This is a genomic window from Halomonas sp. A11-A (assembly GCF_003182195.1).
Taxonomy (GTDB): domain Bacteria; phylum Pseudomonadota; class Gammaproteobacteria; order Pseudomonadales; family Halomonadaceae; genus Halomonas; species Halomonas alkalicola.
Genome location: NZ_QGTM01000001.1, coordinates 23,346 through 45,532, shown reverse-complemented (window position 1 = coordinate 45,532; position 22,187 = coordinate 23,346). Strand labels below are relative to the sequence as shown.

At 70.6% G+C, this 22,187-nt stretch carries 19 protein-coding genes; 12 read left to right on the top strand and 7 right to left on the bottom strand.

What is annotated here, in order from left to right:
• Nucleotides 1–102: 102 nt before the first annotated feature.
• From cysM to ppc, 5 genes are read left to right on the top strand one after another with little or no spacing between them, the layout of a single operon-like run.
• Complete coding sequence (gene cysM, locus DER72_RS00180) at nt 103–999, top strand: cysteine synthase CysM (RefSeq protein WP_110067995.1); 897 nt, start codon at nt 103–105, stop codon at nt 997–999.
• A 1-nt stretch (nt 1,000) separates the two neighbouring features.
• Nucleotides 1,001–2,473 (top strand): 23S rRNA (uracil(1939)-C(5))-methyltransferase RlmD, encoded by a 1,473-nt coding sequence (rlmD, locus tag DER72_RS00175; RefSeq protein WP_110067994.1) that lies wholly within the window; start codon nt 1,001–1,003, stop codon nt 2,471–2,473.
• Nucleotides 2,466–4,742 (top strand): GTP diphosphokinase, encoded by a 2,277-nt coding sequence (gene relA, locus DER72_RS00170; protein ID WP_110067993.1) that lies wholly within the window; start codon nt 2,466–2,468, stop codon nt 4,740–4,742. The genes rlmD and relA overlap by 8 nt, the downstream gene beginning before the upstream one ends.
• The gene (gene mazG / locus DER72_RS00165) at nt 4,739–5,668 is read left to right on the top strand and encodes a nucleoside triphosphate pyrophosphohydrolase (RefSeq protein WP_110067992.1); all 930 of its coding nucleotides are present in this window, start codon (nt 4,739–4,741) and stop codon (nt 5,666–5,668) included. Before relA ends, mazG begins: the two co-directional genes overlap by 4 nt.
• Nucleotides 5,665–8,313, top strand: coding sequence for a phosphoenolpyruvate carboxylase (gene ppc, locus DER72_RS00160; protein ID WP_110067991.1), 2,649 nt, complete (start codon nt 5,665–5,667; stop codon nt 8,311–8,313). The genes mazG and ppc overlap by 4 nt, the downstream gene beginning before the upstream one ends.
• A gap of 111 nt (nt 8,314–8,424) precedes the next feature.
• Here ppc and DER72_RS00155 read toward each other — a convergent pair whose 3' ends face one another.
• From DER72_RS00155 to DER72_RS00145, 3 genes are all read right to left on the bottom strand, one after another.
• The gene (locus DER72_RS00155; RefSeq protein ID WP_181395573.1) at nt 8,425–8,991 is read right to left on the bottom strand and encodes a hypothetical protein; all 567 of its coding nucleotides are present in this window, start codon (nt 8,989–8,991) and stop codon (nt 8,425–8,427) included.
• A gap of 74 nt (nt 8,992–9,065) precedes the next feature.
• Nucleotides 9,066–10,082, bottom strand: a complete 1,017-nt coding sequence (locus tag DER72_RS00150; protein WP_110067990.1) for a ketopantoate reductase family protein — start codon at nt 10,080–10,082, stop codon at nt 9,066–9,068.
• Nucleotides 10,079–12,022, bottom strand: coding sequence for a DNA topoisomerase III (locus DER72_RS00145; RefSeq protein WP_110067989.1), 1,944 nt, complete (start codon nt 12,020–12,022; stop codon nt 10,079–10,081). The genes DER72_RS00150 and DER72_RS00145 overlap by 4 nt, the downstream gene beginning before the upstream one ends.
• 308 nt (nt 12,023–12,330) lie before the next feature.
• On the opposite strand from DER72_RS00145, the gene DER72_RS00140 reads away from it, so the two are divergent.
• Nucleotides 12,331–14,163, top strand: coding sequence for an SEC-C metal-binding domain-containing protein (locus tag DER72_RS00140; RefSeq protein ID WP_110067988.1), 1,833 nt, complete (start codon nt 12,331–12,333; stop codon nt 14,161–14,163).
• A 37-nt stretch (nt 14,164–14,200) separates the two neighbouring features.
• Here DER72_RS00140 and DER72_RS00135 read toward each other — a convergent pair whose 3' ends face one another.
• The gene (locus DER72_RS00135; RefSeq protein ID WP_110067987.1) at nt 14,201–15,568 is read right to left on the bottom strand and encodes an MFS transporter; all 1,368 of its coding nucleotides are present in this window, start codon (nt 15,566–15,568) and stop codon (nt 14,201–14,203) included.
• 174 nt (nt 15,569–15,742) lie between these two features.
• Here DER72_RS00135 and rfaH point away from each other — a divergent pair, with 174 nt between their 5' ends.
• The 5 genes from rfaH (at nt 15,743) to DER72_RS00115 (ending at nt 18,828) form a co-directional block, all read left to right on the top strand.
• The gene (gene rfaH / locus DER72_RS00130; protein ID WP_110067986.1) at nt 15,743–16,279 is read left to right on the top strand and encodes a transcription/translation regulatory transformer protein RfaH; all 537 of its coding nucleotides are present in this window, start codon (nt 15,743–15,745) and stop codon (nt 16,277–16,279) included.
• A gap of 37 nt (nt 16,280–16,316) precedes the next feature.
• Entirely contained in the window at nt 16,317–16,826 is a 510-nt protein-coding gene (locus DER72_RS00125; RefSeq protein WP_110067985.1) for a peptidylprolyl isomerase, read from the top strand.
• A 128-nt stretch (nt 16,827–16,954) separates the two neighbouring features.
• Entirely contained in the window at nt 16,955–17,068 is a 114-nt protein-coding gene (gene ccoM / locus DER72_RS16550) for a cytochrome c oxidase subunit CcoM (protein WP_309064147.1), read from the top strand.
• 228 nt (nt 17,069–17,296) lie between these two features.
• Complete coding sequence (locus DER72_RS00120; protein ID WP_110067984.1) at nt 17,297–17,626, top strand: hypothetical protein; 330 nt, start codon at nt 17,297–17,299, stop codon at nt 17,624–17,626.
• Between the two features lie 44 nt (nt 17,627–17,670).
• Nucleotides 17,671–18,828, top strand: coding sequence for a PqqD family protein (locus tag DER72_RS00115; protein ID WP_181395572.1), 1,158 nt, complete (start codon nt 17,671–17,673; stop codon nt 18,826–18,828).
• Here DER72_RS00115 and DER72_RS15995 read toward each other — a convergent pair.
• From DER72_RS15995 to DER72_RS00105, 3 genes are all read right to left on the bottom strand, one after another.
• The gene (locus tag DER72_RS15995; protein WP_146209022.1) at nt 18,812–18,988 is read right to left on the bottom strand and encodes an EAL domain-containing protein; all 177 of its coding nucleotides are present in this window, start codon (nt 18,986–18,988) and stop codon (nt 18,812–18,814) included. The genes DER72_RS00115 and DER72_RS15995 overlap by 17 nt on opposite strands.
• An 89-nt stretch (nt 18,989–19,077) precedes the next feature.
• Nucleotides 19,078–19,731, bottom strand: coding sequence for a lytic transglycosylase domain-containing protein (locus DER72_RS00110; RefSeq protein ID WP_309064146.1), 654 nt, complete (start codon nt 19,729–19,731; stop codon nt 19,078–19,080).
• A gap of 13 nt (nt 19,732–19,744) precedes the next feature.
• Nucleotides 19,745–21,466, bottom strand: a complete 1,722-nt coding sequence (locus DER72_RS00105; RefSeq protein ID WP_110067981.1) for a proline--tRNA ligase — start codon at nt 21,464–21,466, stop codon at nt 19,745–19,747.
• A gap of 242 nt (nt 21,467–21,708) precedes the next feature.
• On the opposite strand from DER72_RS00105, the gene DER72_RS00100 reads away from it, so the two are divergent.
• Complete coding sequence (locus DER72_RS00100) at nt 21,709–22,161, top strand: hypothetical protein (RefSeq protein ID WP_110067980.1); 453 nt, start codon at nt 21,709–21,711, stop codon at nt 22,159–22,161.
• Nucleotides 22,162–22,187 lie beyond the last annotated feature (26 nt).

Genomic DNA, 22,187 nt, shown 5'->3' with positions numbered 1-22,187 from the left:
CAGGTGGCAGTCCCCAGTATGACACAGCCGCGGCGGATGCCTGTCCACCCCGGGGCGGCAGGGATATAATGGCCGAAAACCCGTTTCCACAAGGAAGGTTGCATGCATTTTCCCACCATCGAGGAGGTCGTCGGCAACACGCCCTTGGTCCGCCTCAAGCGCATCACCGCCGGCCGCAACAACATCCTGCTGGCCAAGCTGGAGGGCAACAATCCCGCCGGCTCAGTGAAGGATCGCCCGGCCCTCTCCATGCTCGAGCAGGCCGAGGCGCGCGGCGAGATCCGCCCCGGTGACACCCTGGTGGAAGCGACCTCGGGCAATACCGGCATCGCGCTGGCCATGGCGGCCGCCATCAAGGGCTATCGCATGGTGCTGATCATGCCCGAGAACGCCTCCGAGGAGCGCAAGCAGGCCATGGCGGCCTTCGGCGCCGAGCTGATCACCGTCAGCAAGGCGGGAGGCATGGAGGAGGCCCGCGACCTGGCCGAGGCGATGCTGGCCCGCGGCGAGGGCAAGCGCCTGGACCAGTTCGCCAACCCCGACAACCCGCTGGCCCACTACCGAGGTACCGGCCCCGAGATCTGGGAGCAGACCGGCGGCACGGTGACCCACTTCATCAGCTCCATGGGCACCACTGGCACCATCATGGGGGTCTCCCAGGCGCTCAAGGAGCGCAACCCCGAGGTGCAGATCATCGGCCTGCAGCCCGAGGACGGGGCCAGCATCGCCGGCATTCGCCGCTGGCCGGCGGAGTACCTGCCGCGCATCTTCGATGCCTCCCGGGTCGACCGGGTGCTGGACATCGGCCAGCACGAGGCGGAGGCGCACATGCGCCGCCTGGCCCGGGAGGAAGGCATCCTGGCCGGGGTCAGCTCCGGCGGTGCTCTGGCCGGCGCCCTGCGCGTCGCCGAGGAGGTGGAGAACGCGGTGATCGTGTTCATCGTCTGCGACCGCGGCGACCGCTACCTCTCCACCGGCCTGTTCGCCCCGGAGGCCTGAGATGGCGATGCTGGGCAAGCGGCGGCCGCGCCGTGAACGGTCTGGGGTCTCGGGCCTGCAGGGGCGCCAGGCGCCCCGGGGTATTCCCGGTGAGCACGCGGGCAGCGAGGAGCCGTCCCCGGGGGTGACCATCGAGCGCCTGGCCCACGACGGCCGCGGGCTGGCTCATGACGCCGCCGGCAAGGCGCTGTTCGTCGAGGGGGCGCTGCCCGGAGAGCGGGTCGAGGCGGCGGTACACCGCACCCGCAAGCGTTTCGATGAGGCCCATGTGCGCGAGTTGCTCGAAGCCTCGCCCGACCGGGTCGTGCCTCCCTGTGCCCACTTCGGCCGCTGCGGCGGCTGTGACCTCCAGCATCTGGCCGTGTCTGCCCAGCGTCGCCACAAGCAGGCGGTGCTTCTCGACCTGCTCGCCCGCCAGGGCATCGAGGCGCCCACCGCGCCGGAGCTGCTGACAGGGGAGGCCAGCGGTTATCGCCGCCGCGCCCGGCTCGGGGTCAAGGTCGACGCCGCGGGGCAGGTGCACCTCGGCTTCCGCGCTCGCCACAGCCATCGCCTGGTGGATATCGATCACTGCACCATCCTGGTGCCAGCCCTCGACGCCCTGCTGGCGCCCCTGCACCAGCAGGTGGCGTCGCTCTCGGCGCCGCGCCAGGTGGGACATCTGGAACTGCTCGACAGCGACCAGGGGCCGGTGCTGGTGGTTCGCCAGCTCAAGGCGCATGCTCAGGACCGCGAGGCCTGGCAGGCCTTCGCCGCCGAGCATGGCCTGCACCTGGCCTGGCTGGCGGGGCGCGAGTCGCCGGCGCTCACCTGGCTGACCCCGGCGCCGGCGCTGAGCTGTCGCGTGCCATCGGCCGCTGGCGCGTCTGGCGACGAGGGAGAGCTGACCCTGGGCTTCGCCCCGGGCGACTTCCTGCAGGCTAACGCCGAGGTGAACCGGCAGATGGTGGCCACCGCCCTGGCCTGGCTCGAGGGGCTTGACGGCGCCTCGCTGCTGGATCTGTTCGCCGGTGTCGGCAACTTCAGCCTGCCGCTGGCCTCCGCCGGGGCCCGGGTGACGGCGGTGGAGGGCAGCCCGGCCATGGTCGAGCGGCTGGCCGACAACGTCCGCCTCAATCCGTCGCTGCGGGTCCAGTCGGTGACGGTCCGCCAGGCCGACCTCAACGATGCCGCGGTGGTGCAGGCCCTGCTGGCCGAGGCCGCGCCGGACGCCCTGCTGCTGGACCCGCCGCGGGATGGCGCCGATGCCGTCTGCGCGGCGCTGGTGGCCGCCCCGGTGCCGCGGGTGCTCTATGTCTCCTGCGATCCGGCCACCCTGGCGCGGGATGCGGCACGCCTTGTGCATGGCGGTTATCGGCTGGCGCGACTCGCGGTGGCCGACATGTTCGTGCATACCTCACACCTGGAATCGATGCTGCTGTTCGAGTACCCGTCTGCAGAACGGCAGCCGCAAGGAGCTACGCCCGATGGTTAAAGTCCGTGAGGACCAGCCGCTGACCGACACGGGGTGCGTCGACATCGAGCGCTGGATCGAGCGCCTGCAGGAAGACGTCAAGCTGCGTGACCCGGGGGAGCTGCGCGAGGCCTGCCTGCTGGCCGAGCGCCTGGAGCGCGAGTCCGGCCGGCCCCACCGTCGCTGGCTGGCCGATGGCTCCAGCTTCCGCATGGGCCTGGAGATGGCCGATATCCTCGGTGAGCTGAAGCTCGACCAGGCCACCCTGGTGGCCGCGGTGCTCTACCGGGCGGTGCGCGAGGGGCTGATCGATCTGCCGGCCATCACCCGGCAGTTCGGTCGCGAGGTCGCCGGCCTGATCGACGGCGTGCTGCAGATGGCGGCGATCAGCGCCTCCCAGACGCCCAGCCACGAGATGGGTCAGCACGACCAGCAGGACAACCTGCGCAAGATGCTGGTGACCATGATCGACGACGTGCGGGTGGCGCTGATCAAGATCACCGAGCGCACCTGTGCCCTGCGCCAGGTCAAGGACGCCCCCCGTGAGAAGCAGCTGCGCGTGGCCCGGGAGGTGTTCGACATCTATGCGCCCCTGGCCCACCGGCTGGGCATCGGCCACCTCAAGTGGGAGCTGGAGGATCTCTCCTTCCGCTACCTCCACGAGGATGACTACAAGGCGATCGCCCGCCAGCTGGCCGAGAAGCGTGTCGATCGCGACCGCTACATCGCCGAGGTGGTCGAGGCCCTCAAGGACATGCTGGAGACCCAGGGCATCACCCGCTACGACGTCGATGGCCGCGCCAAGCATATCTACTCCATCTGGCGGAAGATGAAGCGCAAGCGCATCGACTTCTCCCAGGTGCACGATATACGCGCGGTGCGCATCCTGGTGCCAGAGGTGGCCGACTGCTACACCGTGCTGGGGTTGGTGCACTCGCGCTGGCACCACGTGCCCAACGAGTTCGACGACTACATTGCCAACCCCAAGAAGAACGGCTACCAGTCGCTGCACACCGCGGTGCTCGGCCCCGAGAGCAAGGTGCTGGAGATCCAGATCCGCACCTTCGCCATGCACGAGGAAGCCGAGCTCGGGGTCTGCGCCCACTGGCGCTACAAGGGCCACGACACCAAGGCCAAGAGCTCCAGCTACGAGGAGAAGATCGCCTGGCTGCGCCAGGTGCTCGAGTGGCAGGAGGAGGTCGGCGACATCGGCAACCTCAGCGAGGGGCTCAATAGCGACGTGGCCCCGGATCGCATCTACGTCTTCACCCCCGACGGCCACGTCATCGACCTGCCGCGCATCGCCACCCCCATCGACTTCGCCTACCGGGTGCATACCGAGGTGGGCCACCGCTGCCGCGGCGCCAAGGTCAACGGCCGCATCGTGCCGCTCACCTACCGGCTCAAGACCGGTCAGCAGGTGGAGATCCTCACCGCCAGCAAGGGCGGCCCCAGCCGCGACTGGCTCAACCCCAGCCTCGGCTACGTGCGCACCAGCCGCGCCCGGGCCAAGATCCAGGCCTGGTTCAAGCACCAGGCCCGCGACCAGAACCTGGAGGAGGGCCGCGCCCTCTTCGAGCGCGAGATGAAGCGCCTCGACCTCGAGGACATGGACCTCGAGACCCTGGCGCGCAAGGTCAACTACCAGACCCCCGATGACATGTACGCGGCGCTGGGCGCCGGCGACCTGCGCATCGGCCAGGTGCTGCACCAGGCCCAGCAGCTGTTCGGCGAGAACGACGACCAGGAGCAGCTCGACCGCCTGCTGGCCAAGCCGAAGCGCTCGCCGGGCAAGGCGGGCCAGAGCGACATCACCGTGCTCGGGGTGGGCAACCTCAAGACCAGCATGGCCAACTGCTGCCACCCGGTGCCCGGGGAGCCCATCGTCGGCTTCATCACCCAGGGGCGCGGGGTCACCGTGCACCGCCAGGAGTGCCCCAACATCCTGCAGCTGCGTCTGGAGGAGCCCCAGCGCATCATCGAGGTGGAGTGGGGCGAGCGGGCGCGCACCCAGTACCCGGTCAATATCGAGGTCCAGGCCTGGGACCGCTCCGGCCTGCTGCGCGACGTCACCGGCGTGCTCGGCAACGAGAAGGTCAACGTGCTGGCGGTCAACACCCTGACCGACACCGACGACGGCATCGCGCGCATGCAGATCACCGTGGAGGTGGACGGCCTGGAGACCCTGGGGCGGCTCTTCTCGCGCATCCAGCAGCTCTCTAATGTGATCGAGGTGCGCCGGCTGCGCAGCGGCGCCAAGGCGGGCAAGCGCAAGGGGAAGGGCTCATGAGTCGCCGCCATGACCTCGACGACCTGCTGACCCTCATGGCCGTGCTGCGCGACCCCGAGCAGGGCTGCCCCTGGGACCTCCGGCAGGACTGGGACTCCATCGTCCCCCACACCCTCGAGGAGGCCTACGAGGTCGCCGATGCCATCGAGCGGCGGGCCTGGCATGAGCTGCCCGGGGAGCTCGGCGACCTGCTCTTCCAGGTGGTCTACTACGCCCGGTTCGGTGACGAGCAGGGGCGCTTCGATTTCGGCGACGTGGTGCACGTTCTGACCGAGAAGATGCTGCGCCGCCACCCCCATGTCTTCCCCGACGGCACCCTGGCCTCGCGTCGCCCGCCGGGTGTGACCGCCGAGGAGATCGAGACGGCCCAGGTCCACTCCCGCTGGGAGAGCCTCAAGGCCGAGGAGCGCGCCGAACGCGTTCAGGCCGAGCCCGCCGCGAGGCGAGAACCCGCCGCGGCGTCGGTGCTGGACGACGTCCCGCGCAGCCTGCCGGCGCTCTCCCGGGCCGCCAAGCTCTCGAAGCGCGCCGCCCGGGTCGGCTTCGACTGGCCCGATGCGCGGGGCGTGATCGCCAAGATCCGCGAGGAGCTCGACGAGGTCGAGGAGGCGCTGGCCGCCGGCGACCGCGACCACGCCGCCGAGGAGGTGGGCGACCTGCTCTTCGCGGTGACCAACCTGGCGCGCACCCTCAAGGCCGACCCCGAGCAGTGCCTGCGCGCCACCAATGCCAAGTTCGAGCGCCGCTTCCGCCATCTGGAGGCGGCCCTGATCGCCGAGGGCGTGGCCCTCGAGGAGGCCGGCCTCGACCTCATGGAGCGCCACTGGCAGGCCGCCAAGGCCGCCGAGCGCTCCGCCGCCGACTCCACCACCCCCTTCTCATCTCCCGCGACGGCGGGAGCGACTCCGGGAGACTCTGGGCCATGAGCCACGACCTGCATGAATCCCTGCGCGACAACGTTCGTGTCCTGGGCGATAGCCTGGGGCGCACCATCGCCGATGACCTGGGTGCCGGTTTCGTCGACAAGATCGAGACCATCCGCGGCTTCGCCAAGCGCGGCCGCCAGGGCGACGAGACGAGCCAGCGCGAACTGATCGACTACCTGCGTCGCCTGCCCGACCGCGACCTGCTGCCGGTGACCCGCGCCTTCAACCAGTTTCTCAACCTGGCCAATATCGCCGAGCAGCACTATCGGGCGCGCTTTCGCCGCGTGGAGGACTACCGCCCCGGCAGCCAGCCGGTGCTCAGTGAACTGCTGGCCCGCGCCCGCGAGGCCGGCAACACGCCGCGCAAGCTGGTGGAGACCCTGGCCGCCATGCGCGTCGAGCTCGTGCTCACGGCCCATCCCACCGAGGTCATCCGCCGCACCCTGATCCAGAAGTACGATGCCATCGACGACTGCCTCACCGCCATCGAGTCCTCCGGCGACTACCCCGAGCGGGGCGTCCGGGCCAAGGGGCGCCTGGAGGAGCTGATCAGCCAGGCCTGGCATACCGACGAGATCCGCCACGAGCGTCCCACCCCGGTGGACGAGGCGAAATGGGGCTTCGCGGTGATCGAGAACTCGCTGTGGCAGGCGGTGCCCGACTTCCATCGCGACCTCGACAACCTGCTGCTGGAGACCGCCGGCGAGCGGCTGCCGCTGGATTCGGCGCCGATCCGCTTCGCCTCCTGGATGGGGGGCGACCGTGACGGCAATCCCAACGTCACCTCCCGGGTCACCCGCGAGGTGCTGCTGCTGGGACGCTGGATGGCCGCCGACCTCTACCTGCGTGACCTGGAGCAGCTCAAAGCCGAGCTCTCCATGTGGAAGGCCAACAGCGCCCTGAAGGCCGAGGTGGGGGATGTCGCCGAACCCTATCGCGAGTTGCTGCGCCGGCTGCTCACCCGGGTCGAGGCGACCCGCGACTGGGCCAAGGCGTGCCTGGACGGCAAGCCCTTCGACGGTGGGCCGGTCATCGAGAGCCGCGACCAGCTCTTCGCGCCGCTGCTGACCTGCTACCGCTCGCTGTGCGATGTGGGCCTCGACACCATCGCCAACGGCGCCTTGCTCGATACCCTGCGTCGGGTGGCGGTGTTCGGGGTGACCCTGACCAAACTCGACATCCGCCAGGAGGCGGGGCGTCACGCCCAGGTGATGGAGGAGCTCACCGATGGCCTGGGCCTTGGCCACTACCGCGACTGGAGCGAGGAGCAGCGCCAGACCTTCCTGCTCGAGGAGCTCGCCTCGCGGCGTCCGCTGATTCCTCGCCGCTGGGAGTGCTCCTCGGAGTCCCGGGAGGTGATCGATACCTTCCGCGTCATCGCCAGCGAGCAGGCCGAGGCGCTGGGCACCTATATCATCTCCATGGCGGGGCAACCCTCCGACGTGCTGGCCGTGGCGCTGCTGATGAAGGAGGTGGGGGGCGAGGTCAAGCTGCCCATCGCGCCGCTGTTCGAGACCCTGGACGACCTCAACCATGCCGGCGACGTCATCGACCGGCTGCTGTCGCTGCCCGGCTACCGCGCCCTCGTCGCCGACCGCCAGGAGGTGATGATCGGCTACTCCGACTCGGCCAAGGATGCCGGGCAGCTGGCCGCGGCCTGGGCCCAGTATCGCGCCCAGGAGACCCTGGTTGAGGTATGCCGCCAGCATGGCGTCGACCTGACCCTGTTCCACGGCCGCGGCGGCACCGTGGGGCGCGGCGGCGGCCCGGCTCACGCGGCGATTCTCTCCCAGCCGCCCGGGTCGGTGAACGGCAGCCTTCGCGTGACCGAGCAGGGCGAGATGATCCGCTTCAAGTTCGGCCAGCCGGAGATCGCCCTGCGCTCCATGGAGATCTACGCCTGTGCGGTGCTGGAGGCGACCCTTCTGCCGCCGCCGGCGCCGCAGCCCCGCTGGCGCGAGGAGATGGATCGCCTGGCCGAGGTGGCCCACCGTGCCTATGTCGGCGTGGTGCGCGAGGATCCCGACTTCGTGCCCTACTTCCGGGCGGTGACGCCGGAGGGGTCGCTGGGGCGGCTGCCGCTGGGCTCGCGTCCCACCAAGCGCCGCCAGGACGGTGGCGTCGAGACGCTGCGCGCGATCCCGTGGATCTTCGCCTGGACCCAGATCCGGCTGATGCTGCCCGCCTGGCTGGGCAGCGGCGAGGCCTTCGCCCGGCGCCTGGAGGAGGAGGGTGGCCTGGAGGTGCTCCAGGAGATGCGCGATAGCTGGCCCTTCTTCGGCACCTACCTGGACATGCTGGAGATGCTGCTGGCCAAGGCCGACGTGGGCATCGCGGCCTACTATGAGCATCGCCTTGTGGACGAGCCGGCGCTCAAGGCGCTGGGCGAGCGGCTGCGCGAGCGTTTCGGCCGGCTTCATCAGGTGGTGCTGCAGGTCCTTGAACAGCAGGAGCTGCTGGAGAAGACCCCGCTGATTCGCCAGGCCATCGCGGTACGCAACCCCTATATCGATCCGCTGCATGGCCTGCAGGCGGAGCTTCTGCAGCGCAACCGGGATGCCGACGGGGCGATCAGCGCCGACCTGTCCCGGGCGCTGATGGTCACCATGGCGGGCATCGCGGCGGGGCTGCGCAATACCGGCTAGGGTCTTCGGCCCGCATCAAGCGAGAAGGCACAGGCGGCAAGGAAACCCCTTGCGGCTTGTGCCTGCGCGGACACCTTATCTGTCTAGCTTCTTGCTTCTTGTTTTTTGCTTCTAGAAGGGGAAGTGCAGCGAGGCGGTCAACAGGTTGAGATGCGCCATGTCCGGGGCGTCGAACTCCTCGAACTCCAGGCGGCTGACCAGGTGGTTGAACTCCAGGCGGGCGCCGAGGCCAGTCACTCGGGTGGTGCCGGCGGTATTGAGGGCATCCCGGGGGATCACCGCGTCGCCCTCCCAGCCCGCCAGGCCGGACTTGGCGTAGAGGCCGAGCTGGCCGATGCGCACGCCGGCCATCAGGCTGCCGCCCAGGCTGACCGAGTTGACCAGCAGGCTGTTGTCACCCATCCGGGTGGGCACTTCGTCGCTTTCGCGATAGCTGAATTCGGCGGCCAGGTCGAGCCGGGGAAGGCGCAGCGGGGTGAAGCCGGCGATGAGCCGGAAGCCGGAGGTGTAGCCGTCTGGCGTCTCGATGTCGCGCCCCTCGATCACCATGCCGTTGTCCAGGCGCATCAGGTCGCTGTCCTTGCCGGCAAAGGAGGGGGCGCCATCGGCCAGCGCCACGGTCGTGGCGGTGGCGGCCAGGCAGGCCAGCAGGCAGGCGCAGAGGGAACGCGTTCTCATGATCCCTGTCCTTGCGCTGGGGCCCGGCCGACCTCGGCAAGAGCCTCAGGGCGAGTGATTGGTGTCAAGATAGCCTAGCAAGTGTCGCTCGAGCCCGCCACTTCCCGGGCCTTGAGCCAGTCCGCCAGTTCGGTCAGGCGCGGGGCCGGCAGCCAATGGGCATCGGCGGCGGCCAGCAGCGGACCGAGGATCGCCTCGTGTTCGGTGGGCCGTCCGGCCAGCACGTCCTGCAGCATGGAGGCGCGGTTGCCGGCGGTGCCCTCCACCACTCGCCATACCAGGCCTCGCCACGCCTCGAGGTCCCGGGCATGCTCCTCCCCTCGCGCCATCACGCCCCCCGCCCCGTCGGGCGGGGCGATGCCCTCGGCGGCCAGGATCGTCGCCACCTCGGCGATGACCGCCTCCACCATGGGGCGGAAGGGGCGGTCGCGCAGCTGGCCGTTGCGGATGCCGAAGCGTGCCACCAGCGGGTTGATGGCGGCATTGACGGCGAGCTTGTGCCACAGCCGCCGGTGGATATCGTCGACCGCCCGGGCGGCCAGGCCGGCGTCGGTGAGCGCGGTGGCGAGCTCGCCGGCCAGGGCCCTGGCGAGTGCGGCATGCCGGGTGTCCCTGGCGTCGTCGAGCGTCCCGATCAGGGTCTCGCCGTGGCCGGCATGGACCACCCGGCCGTCGCTCGCCGGCCCGGCCTCGAGGTAGGCGCCCTCGGTGGTGGTGGCACACAGCACCGGGCCGTCGTGGCGCTGGGCGAGGCGTGGCTGGCAGCCGAAGCCGTTCTGCCACAGCACCAGCGGCGTGCCGGCAGGCAGGTGGGAGGCCAGGGCGACATGGGCCGCCTCGGCGCCGTAGGCCTTGGTGGTCAGGTGCACCACGCCGGGCGGGTCGGTCGGCAGCGACCCCAGGGTGGCGGTTGCCACGCTGACGCTCAGGGCCTCCCCCTGGGGGGTGACCAGCGTCTGCTCCTTGGGGAGGCGACGGCGCCCGATCAGGGCCACCGCCACGGGCAGGCCCGGGCGGGTGGCCAGGCGCAGGCCGATCAGCCGGCCCAGGGCGCCGGGGCCGACGATCCAGTGGGTGCCCTGCCGGTTCATGAGCCGCTCCGCTTGCGGCTCGGGCGACGGGTGCCGCTACCGGTTCCGCTGCGGCGACGGGAGGCCGTGCCTCGGCGTCTGGCCGGGGCGCGCCCGCCGGGGGCGGGCTCCTCGCCGCGGGCGGTGGCCAGCGCCTGGCGCAGGCGGCCGGCGTCGGCGCTGGCCAGCAGGCCGTGCAGGTCGCGGATCAGGTCGCCGAGGAAGGGGGCGGGGTCGGCGCCCGCCTCGGCGATGGCCGAGAGGCGCTGCTCCCACAGGGCGGTGCGCTCCGGGCGGCTGGCCGCCTCGGGCAGCGAAGCGATCAGGGCGCTGCCGAGGCGCGTGGCACGCAGCGCCTTGGCGCGCCGCACCAGGTAGCCGCGCTCCACCAGGGTCTCGATGATGCCGGCGCGGGTGGCCTCGGTGCCCAGGCCGTCGTGCTCGCGCAGGGTGCGCCTCACCGCCGGGTCGTCCACGTAGCGGGCGATGTTCATCATCGCCTTGATCAGGCTGGCGTCGTTGAAGGGCTCCGGCGGGCGGGTCTCGCGATCCTCCACGGCGGCCTCGACGACCCGGCACGCTTCGCCCTCGCTGAGCGCCGGCAGCGGCGGCGCCTCGTCGCGGGTGGTGAAGAGCGGCTTCCAGCCCGCCTCGAGAATCTCCTGGCCGCGGGCGCGAAAGGCCTCGCCGAGAATCTGGAACTCCGCCTTCACCTCCCGGGTGGCGAGTGGGGGATAGAACTGGGCCAGCACGTTGCGGGCGATCAGCCGGAAGACGTTGGCCTCAGTGGCCGAGAGGCGGGTGGGGTCCATGGGCCGGCCGGTGGGGGCCAGGGCGTGGTGGGCGCCCACCTGCTTGTCGTTCCAGGCCCGCGAGCGCCGCGTGAAGTCGGCCCCGGCCAGCCACTGGCGCAGGGTGTCGTCCGCCCGGCAGGCGCTCTCCAGGGTGGTTCTGGCGGTGGCGAAGTGCTCCTGGGGCAGGTAGCGGCAGTCGGAGCGCGGGTAGGTGATCAGCTGGTGGCGCTCATAGAGGGCCTGGCAGGTATCCAGCACCGCCTTGGCGGAGAGCCCGTAGCGGCGTGCGGCGTCTACCTGCAGCGCGGAGAGGGAGTAGGGCAGCGGGGCGGCCTGGCGCTTCTCCTGGGTCTCGAGCGAGGTGAGCCGCCCCTCGGCGCCGGGCAGCCGTTCGGCCAGGGCAGCGGCGGGGGCACGCTCGAGCAGTCGCCCCTGGTCGTCCAGAGGCTGGCCCTCGCCGGGCGCCCACCAGGCGCGCAGCGTCCCGCGCGCCACGGCGAGGTCCGCCCACAGCACGTAGAAGGGGTGGGGGGTGAAGTCGCGGATCTCGGCGTCGCGGCGAACCACCAGCCCCAGCACCGGCGTCTGCACCCGGCCCACGGAGAGCACTCCGTCGTGGCCCGCCTGGCGCCCGGTGAGGGTCCAGGCTCGGGTGAGGTTGATGCCGTAGAGCCAGTCGGCCCGGGAGCGCGACTCGGCGGCGCGATAGAGCGGCTGATAGCGGGCGTTGTCCTCCAGCCGGGCCAGCGCGCGCTGCACCGCCGGCCGGTTGAGGTCGCTGACCAGCAGACGCAGGACCGTCCCCTTCCAGCCCAGGTGCTCGATCACCTCCTGCACCAGCAGCTGGCCCTCGCGGTCCGGGTCGCCGGCGTGGACCACCTCCCGGGCGGACTTGAGCAGGCCGCGGATCACCGCCAGCTGGCCACGCGCCTTCGGGCGCGGCGTCAGCTTCCAGCGGCTGGGCAGGATCGGCAGGCTATCGAGCCGCCACTGCTTGAGGGCCGGGTCATAGGCGTCCGGCGGCGCCTGCTCCAGCAGGTGGCCCAGGCACCAGGTCACTACGGTGTCGCCCACGGCAATGGCGCCCTCCTGCTTGCGGGGGGCGCCGGGCAGGGCGTCGGCGATGGCGCGGGCGAGACTGGGTTTCTCGGCGATGATCAGGCGCATGGCAGGCTCTTCGGCGGTAGTCTGGATATTCTTCCAGCCGGCGGTGTCCCTGGCCAGGTGTCACGAGATGGTTTTTGTGTGCAATGCTTGTATCGATATTTCGACCCCAACGAGCGGAGCGACAGCATGCGTGAACGAGGCAGGACGAGACGGCTGCTGGGGCTGGGGGCCCGGACCGGCGGGGCACTGATCCCGCACCCGGCTGGGCGGTCAGGCGGACTGGCGGGCCATGGACGAGGCGCTGAGCGGCTGCCCAGCCGCCAGGCGGACTGGTAGACTGTGCCGTTTTCCGGACGGTGGAGAGTGCCATGCTGGCAGTATGGGTCGAACAGCTGTTGGGGTTTGCCTCGGGAGCCCTCAAGGCGATTCGCCGCGACGAGCGCTATCCGGCGCTGATGACCTGGGCCCGCGAGCAAGGCCCGGCGCTGGTGGGTGGCAATCTGCCCATGGCCCAGGCGCTGGCACCGGAGCTGTGGTCCCAGACGCCGCTGGAACGCCTCGGCTTCGCCTGCGAACCCCTGGCGCGCCCGGGCCGCAACGAGCCCTGCTGGTGCGACTCCGGCCGCAAGACCAAGCAGTGCTGCGGGGCGGTGCGCCTGCCCGGTCCGGTGCCCGACCACCTGATGTGGATGCTGTCGCTGCGGGAGTGGAAGGGCGACTCCCTCAAGGCGGCTCTGGAGAGCGGTCGCGCCCCGGCCCAGGCGCTGCTCGAGGCGGGGCTGATTGCCGCCGAGACCGGCCAGCGCGGCCGCGCCCAGCAGATCCTCGAATCGCTGTTCGAGCGCGGCGACTGGTCGCGGTTGCCCGAGCAGGCCGAGCCCGCCTTCGAGATCCTCATCGACCTCTATCAGGAGCGCGGCTTCCGTCACAAGCGTGAGGCCCTCCTCGACGCCGTGCTCGAGCAGGGCCCGCTGTTCCTGAGGGGAGTGGCCCTGGAGCGCCTCTGCCTGATGCATCTCGACGCCGACGACCTCGACAGCGCCCGGGCCGCCTTCGTGCGTGCCCAGCAGGCGCTGCCGGACTCACCGACCCTGGCCTATATCGAGGCGATGCTGCTGCTCCACGAGGGGCACGAGGAGGAGGCCGCCGAGCGGGCTCGTTTCTGGTTCCGCCGCCTCGCCCGCCAGGGCGAGCTGGATCCCGACCAGCTGGAGTTCCTGGCCGACCTGGCCGACAACCCCGGGGCCACCCTGGCCGAGCAGCTGCTCAACGCCGAGGAGGACCTGGCCGGTCCGCTGGCGTCGCTGCAGGCCCTGCTGGAGGTGCTGCCCACCGCTCCTCGGCTGCGGATCACTCGCAGCGACGAGGGGCGTCTCGAATACCACCAGGGCGAGCGTGAGCGGGCCCTCACGGCGGCATGGCTCGCCTGCTTCCCGGCGGAGGCAGTCAGCGAGTCGCCGCTGGGGCTGGAGGATGACCCCTGGCCGGCGGCCGGCGAGTGGCTGCCCGAGCTCTGTGCCCACCCCGAGTGGCTCGATGCCCCGGCGGTGCTCCAGGGCCTGGCCCTGGCGCTCACCACCCGGTTCGGCAGCCTACCCTGGATGGCCCCGAGCCTCTTCGTGCCCCTGGCCGAGCGGCTGGAGCGCTGGCTTGACCAGGCGGCCGGGGAGGGGCCCGGCACCCTGGCCTGGGACGATGCCGACAACGCCCTGCTGCTGCGCACCGGCCTGGCGCTGGTGGTGGGCATGGAGCGCGGCGCACGCCAGCGTTCCCGGCGGCTCGCCGAGCGCCTGCTGGCGCTGGATGATCACGATAGCCTGGGGCTCCGGGAGCTGGTGCTCGACCAGCTGCTGCGCGACGGGCGCGACGACGAGGCGCTCGCCGTCAGCCACCCGCCGGCGGGAGAGGAGCTGGGCGAGGCGGCGCTGGGCCTGCTGCTGGGCCGCGCGTTGGCGCTCTATCGTCTCGAGCGTCAGGCCGAGGCCGCCGAGGCGCTGGAGGAGGCCCGTCGACACAACGGCCATGCCCTGGCCCTGCTGTGCGCCGACAGCCCCCGCCCGCTGCCCGCCGTCGGCGGCGACGGGGTGGCCGAGCCGGGCTCCCGGGCAGAGGCGTGGCAGTATCGCACCCTGATGCGCGACCAGTGGCGAGCCACCCCCGGGGCGCTGGCCTGGCTGCAGGCCTGGCTCGACGAGCGCTAGTCTCCCGGCGCCCGCAGGGCCAGCCGTGCTTAAGCTGTCAGGTCCCGCGGGCCAGCGGGGCCGGCACCAGGTCGCGGTCGCGGCTGATCCAGATCGCCAGCGCGATCGCCGGCAGGCCCAGGGCCGTGGCGATGACGAAGAAGGTGGCGTAGCCCTCGGCAGCCACCACCAGCCCGCCGAAGCCGCTGAGGAACTTGCCCGGCAGGGTCATCAGCGACGAGAAGAGCGCGTACTGGGTCGCGGTATATGCCCTTGAGGTGAGGCTGGAGAGGAAGGCGATGAACACCGCGCTGGCCAGGCCGTTGGCGAGGTTATCGCCGACGATCGCCATCACCAGCATCGGCAGGCTCTGGCCGGCCAGCGCCAGGGCGGCGAACAGCAGGTTGGTCAGGGTGGCAGACGCCGCCCCCAGCACCAGGATCGGCCCGATGCCGTAGCGCGCCACCAGAAGCCCCCCCAGGATCCCCCCGGTCACGCTCATGGCGATGCCGAAGACGTTGGTGACGTTGGCGATGGTGGCCAGGGAGAAGCCCATGTCGATATAGAGCGGGTTGGCCATGGAGGCCATGGCCAGGTCGCTGATCCGGAACACGGCGATAAACACCAGCAGCCACAGCGCCTTGAGGCGGTGGCGGCTGAAGAAGTCGGTGAAGGGGCAGACGATGGCGCCGATCACCCAGGCGCCCAGGCGGCGCAGCTGGCGCGGCTTGCCGCGGCTTGCGCGCAGGAAGGCGCGCACCTTCGGCTCGTGGATCAGCTGGGTGGTGAGCGAAAGGCGCGCAGGCTCAGGCCGCAGCAGCACGGTGACCACCCCGATGCCCACCAGGGCGGCCATGGTCAGGTAGGCCGCCTCCCAGGAGAGCCAGGAGGCCACGTACATGGCGCCGGCACCGGCGGCCAGCAGCCCGCCGCGGTAGCCGATGATGTAGGTGGAGGCCATGGCCGCCTGGATATCGTCCGGGGCCGACTCGATGCGGAAGGCGTCGATGGCGATGTCCTGGGTGGCGCTGCCGAAGGCCACCAGCAGTGCGAAGCCCGCCACCATGGCCAGGTTCCGGGTCGGGTCGAGGCTGGCCAGCCCCACCAGGCCGGCGGCGATCATCGCCTGGGCCAGCAGCATCCAGCCGCGCCGCTGGCCGAAGGTGCGGGTCAGCAGCGGCAGGGCCAGGCGATCCACCACCGGCGCCCAGAAGAACTTGATCGAATAGAGGATGCCGATCCAGGAGAAGAAGCCGATGGCGGCCACCTCGACCCCGTCGCTGCGCAGCCAGGCCGAGAGGGTCGAGAACACCAGCAGGAAGGGCAGGCCGGCCGAGAAGCCGAGGAACAGCATGGTGATCACCGGCGCACGCAGGTAGATCGCCAGGGCGTCGCGCCAGCTGCGATGGGGCGTTGGGCTGGGCATGGGGCTTGGCATCGGGCAGGGCACTCCTTGCGAGCCACCCGGACGGCGGGCCGTCACAGGCGGTCACCATCGATGGTAGAATCCGGCTGCCGGGCCGGGGGCCCGGACATCGCGCCGATTGTTGCAGAGCCCGGGCGGTGATACCAGCGTCCAGCCTTACCTGTCAGGAGTCCCATGAACGAGAACGATGCGACCCTTGAGTCCGGCGACGAGGCCGTCCCCCGCTGGTACGTGATCCAGTGCAAGGGCGGTGAGTCGTTCCGTGCCGCCGAGCACCTGGCCAACCAGGGCTACGAGGTGTTCCACCCGGTGCTCGAGGTGCAGAAGAAGCGCCGCGGCAAGCTCGAGTGGGTCAGCGAGCCGCTGTTCCCCTACTACCTGTTCATTCACCTCGATCGGCTGGTCAGCAACTGGCGCCCGATCCGCTCGACCCGCGGCGTGCTGAAGCTGGTCGGCTTCGGAGACATGCCGGTGGCGGTGAGCGATGCGCTGATCACCACCCTGCGCGAGCACGGCAGCGAGCGCGACGACGCCACCGTCAACCTCTACTTCCGCACCGGCGAGCCGGTCACCATCACCGAGGGGCCCTTCAAGGACCTGCAGGCGGTCTTTGCCAGCCACAAGGGGGAGGAGCGCGCCATCGTGCTGCTCAACCTGCTGCATCGCCAGCAGCGCCTGGAGGTACCGGTGGCCCAGCTGCGCCGCAGCTGAGCATCGCGCCCCCTTTTTCCTGTCCGAGGAGACTGCCATGACGATCGCCCCCCAGCGGGTCGTGACCCTGCACTATGTCCTGACCGATACCGCCGACGGCGCGCTGCTGGATGACTCCCGTGCCCGCCAGCAGCCGCTGGAGTACCTCCACGGCCACCACAATATCGTCGAGGGGCTAGAGCGTGCCCTGGAGGGCCAGGTCGCAGGCGCCGAACTGAGCGTGACCCTGATGCCGGCGGAGGCCTACGGGCTGCGCAACGAGGCGCTGGTGCGCGAGGTCGGCCGCGGCGCCTTCCCGGTGAGCGATCTGGCGCCGGGCATGCGCTTCCAGACCCCCGGCGAGGCCGGCCCCCAGGTGGTCACGGTGCTGGAGGTGCGCGATGACAGCGTGCTGATCGACACCAACCATCCGCTAGCGGGCCGCACCCTGCGCTATCGTCTGGAGGTGCTCGAGGTGCGCGATGCCACCCGTGCGGAGCTGGCCAAGGGCCATCCGCTGCCCCCCGGCACCGATCACGCCAGCGTCGAAGACAAGAAGGTGCTGTGAAAACTGACCTGCATCAAATTCGCCTCCGCCGCCCCGCGGGGGCGGGACGAATCTTGATGCAGGTCAGGCTTTTTCCCGCCTCCCCGGGCTAAAGTCCTCTCAACACATCGAGACGGGAGGGCACGCACATGTATCTGGATGACGCCGTAATCTTCGGGTTGGTCACCGTCGCGATGATGATCGCTTTCATGGGTGGCTGGATTACCTTCATCGTGCGGGATCATCGCAAGAAGAATCGCTGAAGCCAGCTGCATCAAGAGTCGTCAGGGGAGGGGGGAGTCATCCCCCCTGTGGCCGACCCACCTGGGTCGGCTTTTTTTCGCCTGTCGTTCTTGACCGACAGCGTCGGGCAGAATGTGCAGGCTTCGCGGAACCCGGCCGCGATCATCGCCAGGTCCCCCCGGTCGGCTGGTGAAGCGGGTCTGGGCAGCGCTAGAATGAACGCTGTTCGATAACTTGGAGAGACCGCCATGACCACCCAGCGTGACACCGAGAACCCGAACGAGCGCAAGCGCCAGAGTCGACGCCGGTTGCTGGCGAGCCTGGGCATCGGGATCGCCGGCGCCTACGTCGCCCCGACCCTCTTCAGCCTTGGCCAGGCCCAGGCCCAGCACTCCCGACGCTCCCGTCCGAGCTTCAGCCGTCCCGGCTACTCCCGTCCGAGCTACTCCCGCCCGAGCTATTCGCGACCCAGCGGTGGCTATCGTCGTGACCGCCGCGATGGCGTCTATCGCGATTATCGCCGCGATGATGAGCGCAGCGGAATCCGACTGATCGTCTCCGTCCCCCCCCGATGGTGAGGGCCGCCGTATCACGTGACCTATGCCTGGCCGGCCTCGGCCGGGTGTTGCGTCTGAGCGACTCCCCCGATGTGCTCGAGGCCCTGCGGGCGGCGATGGCAGGATGGCCTGTCGAGGTGCTCGAGGCCGAGGGGGCGGTTCCGCCGATCCGGCTTGGTCGCGAAGGGCGGGGGTACCGTCAGCACTCGCCGGCCCTGCCGGACGGCCTCTTTCTTGCCACCCCTGCCGAGGCCGCCTGCAGCCTGATTGCCGACCTGGTCGGCGAATACTTCGACCGCCATCCCGACAGCATCGGGCTGCATGGTGGTTCGGTAGAGATCGACGGGCGCCTGGTGATCTTCCCGGCCTCCCACCGGGCGGGCAAGAGCACTCTGGCGGCCGCCTTCGCCGCCGCCGGCTTCCGGGTGTTCGGTGATGATGTGCTGGCCCTGACGCCCGAGGGCGAGGGCATGGCGCTGGGCATCGCTCCCCGCCTGCGCCTGCCGTTGCCAGAGAGCTTCGCGCCCGGCTTCCTCGACTACGTCGAGCGCCATGCCGGGCCTGCCGACAGGCGCTACCGCTACGTGGTGCCGCCGCGTGGCCGGCTGGCGTCCCACGGCGAGGTGCGCCCGCTGGGTGCCGTGGTGCTGCTGGCGCGGGACGAGGAGGCCGTGGCCCCGGCGCTCAGCCGGCTGGCGCCGGGGGAGGGGCTGCTGCGGCTGCTGTGCGAGAACTTCGCTTCCGAGGCCGCGAGCGAGACCCTGGTGGAGCGCTTCCTGCCGCTGATGGGGCAGATACCCTGTCTGCTGCTGCGCTATTCGGAGCCGCTCGCGGCGGCTAGGGCCCTGGGTGAGGCCCTGAGCGGGCCCCTGCCGACAGCGCTGCCGGCGGCCAGCCTGGTGGCGCGCCCCACGCCGTCGATGGAGGGGCTGCCGGGCGGCCCCTGGGTGCCCGAGCAGGGCGTGCTCGACTATCCGCTGGGCGACGAACTCTTCCTGGTGGAGGTGGCCAGTGGGGCGATCCACCGGCTCAACCCCACCGGTCGGCTGATCTGGCAGCTGCTGCGCCATGAACCCCTGAGCCCGGAGGAGCTGGCGGAGCTGCTGGGCGAGCACTTCGGGCTGCCGTGGGCCAGGATGCTCGAGGATGTCCAGGCCCTGCTGGCGGGGCTCGCCGCCGCCGGGCTGGTGAGCCCGGCCGGCGCGGTCAGCGACTGCCTTTGACCCTGGCCAGGTAGCCCTGCATCAGCGTTACCCCATGGCGACGCAGGAAATCGGCCTGGGCCTCGGTCTCCACCCCCTCTATCTCCACCCCCTCTATCTCCACCCCCTCGGTCACCAGCTGCAGCGCCAGGCCACGCCGCAGGCGGCGGAAGTCCTGCACGGTGACGTTGACCGGTGAGGGTGGGGGTGCGCTCCTGCGGCGCTATGGTGACTCCTTCCTTGGTTCCTTGCGGCGGGGGCGTTGCAGCGTCAGCGCTGCACGGTGACCCGTCCGTTCTCCGCGGGCCCGCGCCAGTGGCGCTGCCAGGCGCGCATCACCCGCTCCGGGTACCAGGTCTGGCCCAGGCTGCCATTGTAGCGGGCCAGTGCCCGGGTGAAGTCGCCGCGCTCCACCGCCAGGTAGTGGGCCAGAATGGTGGTGCCGTAGCGCAGGTTGCGCCACGGGTCCTTGAGGTCGTCGGCGGGCAGGCCCAGCTCGCGGACCCAGAAGGGCATGATCTGCATCAGCCCCACGGCCCCGGCGGAGGAGACCGCGTCGGCGCGAAAGGCGCTCTCCACCTGGATCACCGCCAGCACCAGCTCCGGCGGCAGGTTGGCCAGGCGCGCCTCCAGGTAGACCCGCTGCAGCAGCTCGCCGCGCCGGGCCTCGTCCTTGACGAAGCGTGCCAGCGAGGGCGCCATGGCGCTCTGCCACTGACGCGCCGCCCAGATCTCGGTCGGGTCGCGGGGCGTGGCGAGGCTGTCGTCGAGGGTGGAGCGCAGGGAGGCGGGCGTGGGGGGCAGCGCCTGGACCACCAGGGGGCGTCGGTCGGCGCCCAGGGCGGCCAGGAAACTGTCGTCGCTGGCCGCCGCCGTGGAGGCGGCGGCCAGGCAGAGCGCGGCGAGCGCGATGGCGCGCTTCACGCGGCGGCGCGCGTCAGGGGCTGATGCGCTCGCGCAGGAAGTCGAGGATCTGCTCGGCCGGTACCATGGTGGCATCGCTGTCACGGCGTCCCTTGTACTCCAGTTCACCCTTGTCCAGGCCACGATCGCCGACCACCAGGCGGTGGGGCAGGCCCATCAGCTCATGGTCGGCGAACTTGGCGCCCGGGCGCAGGTCGCGGTCATCCAGCAGCACCTCGAAGCCGGCGGCGGTAAGCGTCTCGTAGAGCTTCTCGGACTCCTCGCGGACTCGCTGCGACTTGTGGGCGTTCATCGGCACCAGCGCGATCTGGAAGGGGGCGATGGCGTCGGGCCAGATGATGCCGGCCTCGTCGTGGTTCTGCTCGATGGCGGCGGCCACGACCCGGGTCACACCGATACCATAGCAGCCCATCCAGGGATGCAGGGCGCGACCTTCGTCGCCGAGCACGTTGGCGTCCATCGCCTCGCTGTACTTGCGGCCCAGCTGGAAGACGTGGCCCACCTCGATGCCACGCTTGATGGAGAGAATGCCATGGCCATCAGGGGAGGGGTCGCCCTCCACCACGTTGCGCAGGTCGGCGACCTGGGGCAGGGCGACGTCACGCTCCCAGTTGATGCCGAAGTAGTGCTTGCCGTCGACGTTGGCGCCGGCGCCGAAGTCGCTCATCAGCGCCACGCTGCGATCCACGATGATCGGCATCTCGAGGCCCACCGGGCCCAGCGAGCCGGGGCCGGCGCCCACCGCGGCGCAGATCTCCTCTTCGCTGGCCATGGTCAGCGGCTCGGCCACCTCCGGGAGGTTCTCGGCCTTGATGGCGTTGAGCTCATGGTCGCCGCGCACCAGCAGGGCGATCAGGCCGCCCTCGGCGGCGTGGACCATCAGCGTCTTGATGGTCTTCTCGATGGGCAGGCCGTGTTGCTCCACCAGGGCGGCGATGGTGCGGGCATCGGGGGTGTCGACCAGGCGCAGCTCCTCGGTGGGGGCGGCGCGCTCGGGGGTGGTGCCCAGCGGCGCCGGCAGCGCCTCGGCCTTCTCGATGTTGGCGGCGTAGTCGGAGTCGCTGGAGAAGACGATGGCGTCCTCACCGGAGTCGGCCAGCACGTGGAACTCGTGGGAGCGGTCGCCGCCGATGGCGCCGGAGTCGGCCAGCACCGGGCGGAACTCGAGGCCCAGGCGGGTGAAGATGCGGGTGTAGGCATCGTACATCGCCTGGTAGGTCTCCTTCAGGGAGGCCTCGTCGACATGGAAGGAGTAGGCATCCTTCATGATGAACTCGCGGGAGCGCATCACCCCGAAGCGCGGACGAATCTCGTCGCGGAACTTGGTCTGGATCTGGTAGAAGTTGACCGGCAGCTGCTTGTAGCTGGCGATCTCGCGGCGCACCAGATCGGTGATCACCTCTTCATGGGTCGGGCCGACGCAGTAGTCGCGCTGGTGGCGATCCTTGAGGCGCAGCAGCTCCGGGCCGTACTGCTCCCAGCGGCCAGACTCCTGCCACAGCTCGGCCGGTTGCACCGCCGGCATCAGCACCTCCTGGGCGCCGGCACGGTCCATCTCTTCGCGCACGATCTGTTCGACCTTGCGCAGGGTGCGCAGGCCCACCGGCAGCCAGGTATAAAGGCCGGAGGTGAGGCGACGGATCATTCCCGACCGCAGCATCAGCTGGTGGCTGATGACCTCGGCGTCGGCGGGGGTTTCCTTGAGGGTGGCGATCAGCAGTTGAGTGGCGCGCATGGGTCCCGGGGTTCCTCGGTCAGCAGATGGCGGGCCGCCGTCGTGGCGGCGAATGGGCGCATTGTACGGCCAAGCGCGGGAGGCGGCAAAAGCGACTGTGAAAAGGGCGTCACCCGTCGGGTTTTCCCGCGACTGGGCCTGCGGGCGGGGTGTGGTAGACTCTCGCTGGTTTGTCAGGTGATGCCGAGCCACGCATGTCCTCGCTCGGCGCCACGGCTCCCTTTTTCCATGGAGAATTCCGCATGACTCCCGCTCTCCGTCGCGGCCTGACCGGCCTTCTCCTCGGTGTGTCCATCACCGCCCTGGTGGGCTGCGGTACCGTCTTCCACCCCGAGCGCAAGGGCCAGCAGAGCGGTCGCATCGACCCGGTGGTGGCGATCGCTAACGGCGTCGGCCTGCTCTTCTTCATCGTCCCCGGCGTGGTCGCCTACGCGGTCGATTTCTCCAACGGCACCATCTACCTGCCCAGCGGGCACGCCTCGGCCGGCGTCGATGCCATGCGGCTGGAGGAGGGCATGGACGTCGCCACCCTGGAGCGGCTGCTCTCCGAGAAGACCGGCAAGGCGGTGAGCCTGGACAGCGAGCTGATGAGGGTCGAGGAGGTCGCGAGCCTGGACGAGGCGCTGGCCCTGGTGCGCATGGCCGGCATCGACGACGAGGTGCGGCTCGGCACCGCCACCGACGGCGAGGCCTGAGGGCAGCGTACCGCCCACTCCCTGCC

Coding starts and splice junctions, on each gene's coding strand:
- cysM (WP_110067995.1), top strand. CDS start 103: ATGCATTTTCCCACCATCGAGGAGGTCGTCGGCAACACGCCCTTGGTC.
- rlmD (WP_110067994.1), top strand. CDS start 1,001: ATGGCGATGCTGGGCAAGCGGCGGCCGCGCCGTGAACGGTCTGGGGTC.
- relA (WP_110067993.1), top strand. CDS start 2,466: ATGGTTAAAGTCCGTGAGGACCAGCCGCTGACCGACACGGGGTGCGTC.
- mazG (WP_110067992.1), top strand. CDS start 4,739: ATGAGTCGCCGCCATGACCTCGACGACCTGCTGACCCTCATGGCCGTG.
- ppc (WP_110067991.1), top strand. CDS start 5,665: ATGAGCCACGACCTGCATGAATCCCTGCGCGACAACGTTCGTGTCCTG.
- DER72_RS00155 (WP_181395573.1), bottom strand. CDS start 8,991: ATGAGAACGCGTTCCCTCTGCGCCTGCCTGCTGGCCTGCCTGGCCGCC.
- DER72_RS00150 (WP_110067990.1), bottom strand. CDS start 10,082: ATGAACCGGCAGGGCACCCACTGGATCGTCGGCCCCGGCGCCCTGGGC.
- DER72_RS00145 (WP_110067989.1), bottom strand. CDS start 12,022: ATGCGCCTGATCATCGCCGAGAAACCCAGTCTCGCCCGCGCCATCGCC.
- DER72_RS00140 (WP_110067988.1), top strand. CDS start 12,331: ATGCTGGCAGTATGGGTCGAACAGCTGTTGGGGTTTGCCTCGGGAGCC.
- DER72_RS00135 (WP_110067987.1), bottom strand. CDS start 15,568: ATGCCCAGCCCAACGCCCCATCGCAGCTGGCGCGACGCCCTGGCGATC.
- rfaH (WP_110067986.1), top strand. CDS start 15,743: ATGAACGAGAACGATGCGACCCTTGAGTCCGGCGACGAGGCCGTCCCC.
- DER72_RS00125 (WP_110067985.1), top strand. CDS start 16,317: ATGACGATCGCCCCCCAGCGGGTCGTGACCCTGCACTATGTCCTGACC.
- ccoM (WP_309064147.1), top strand. CDS start 16,955: ATGTATCTGGATGACGCCGTAATCTTCGGGTTGGTCACCGTCGCGATG.
- DER72_RS00120 (WP_110067984.1), top strand. CDS start 17,297: ATGACCACCCAGCGTGACACCGAGAACCCGAACGAGCGCAAGCGCCAG.
- DER72_RS00105 (WP_110067981.1), bottom strand. CDS start 21,466: ATGCGCGCCACTCAACTGCTGATCGCCACCCTCAAGGAAACCCCCGCC.
- DER72_RS00100 (WP_110067980.1), top strand. CDS start 21,709: ATGACTCCCGCTCTCCGTCGCGGCCTGACCGGCCTTCTCCTCGGTGTG.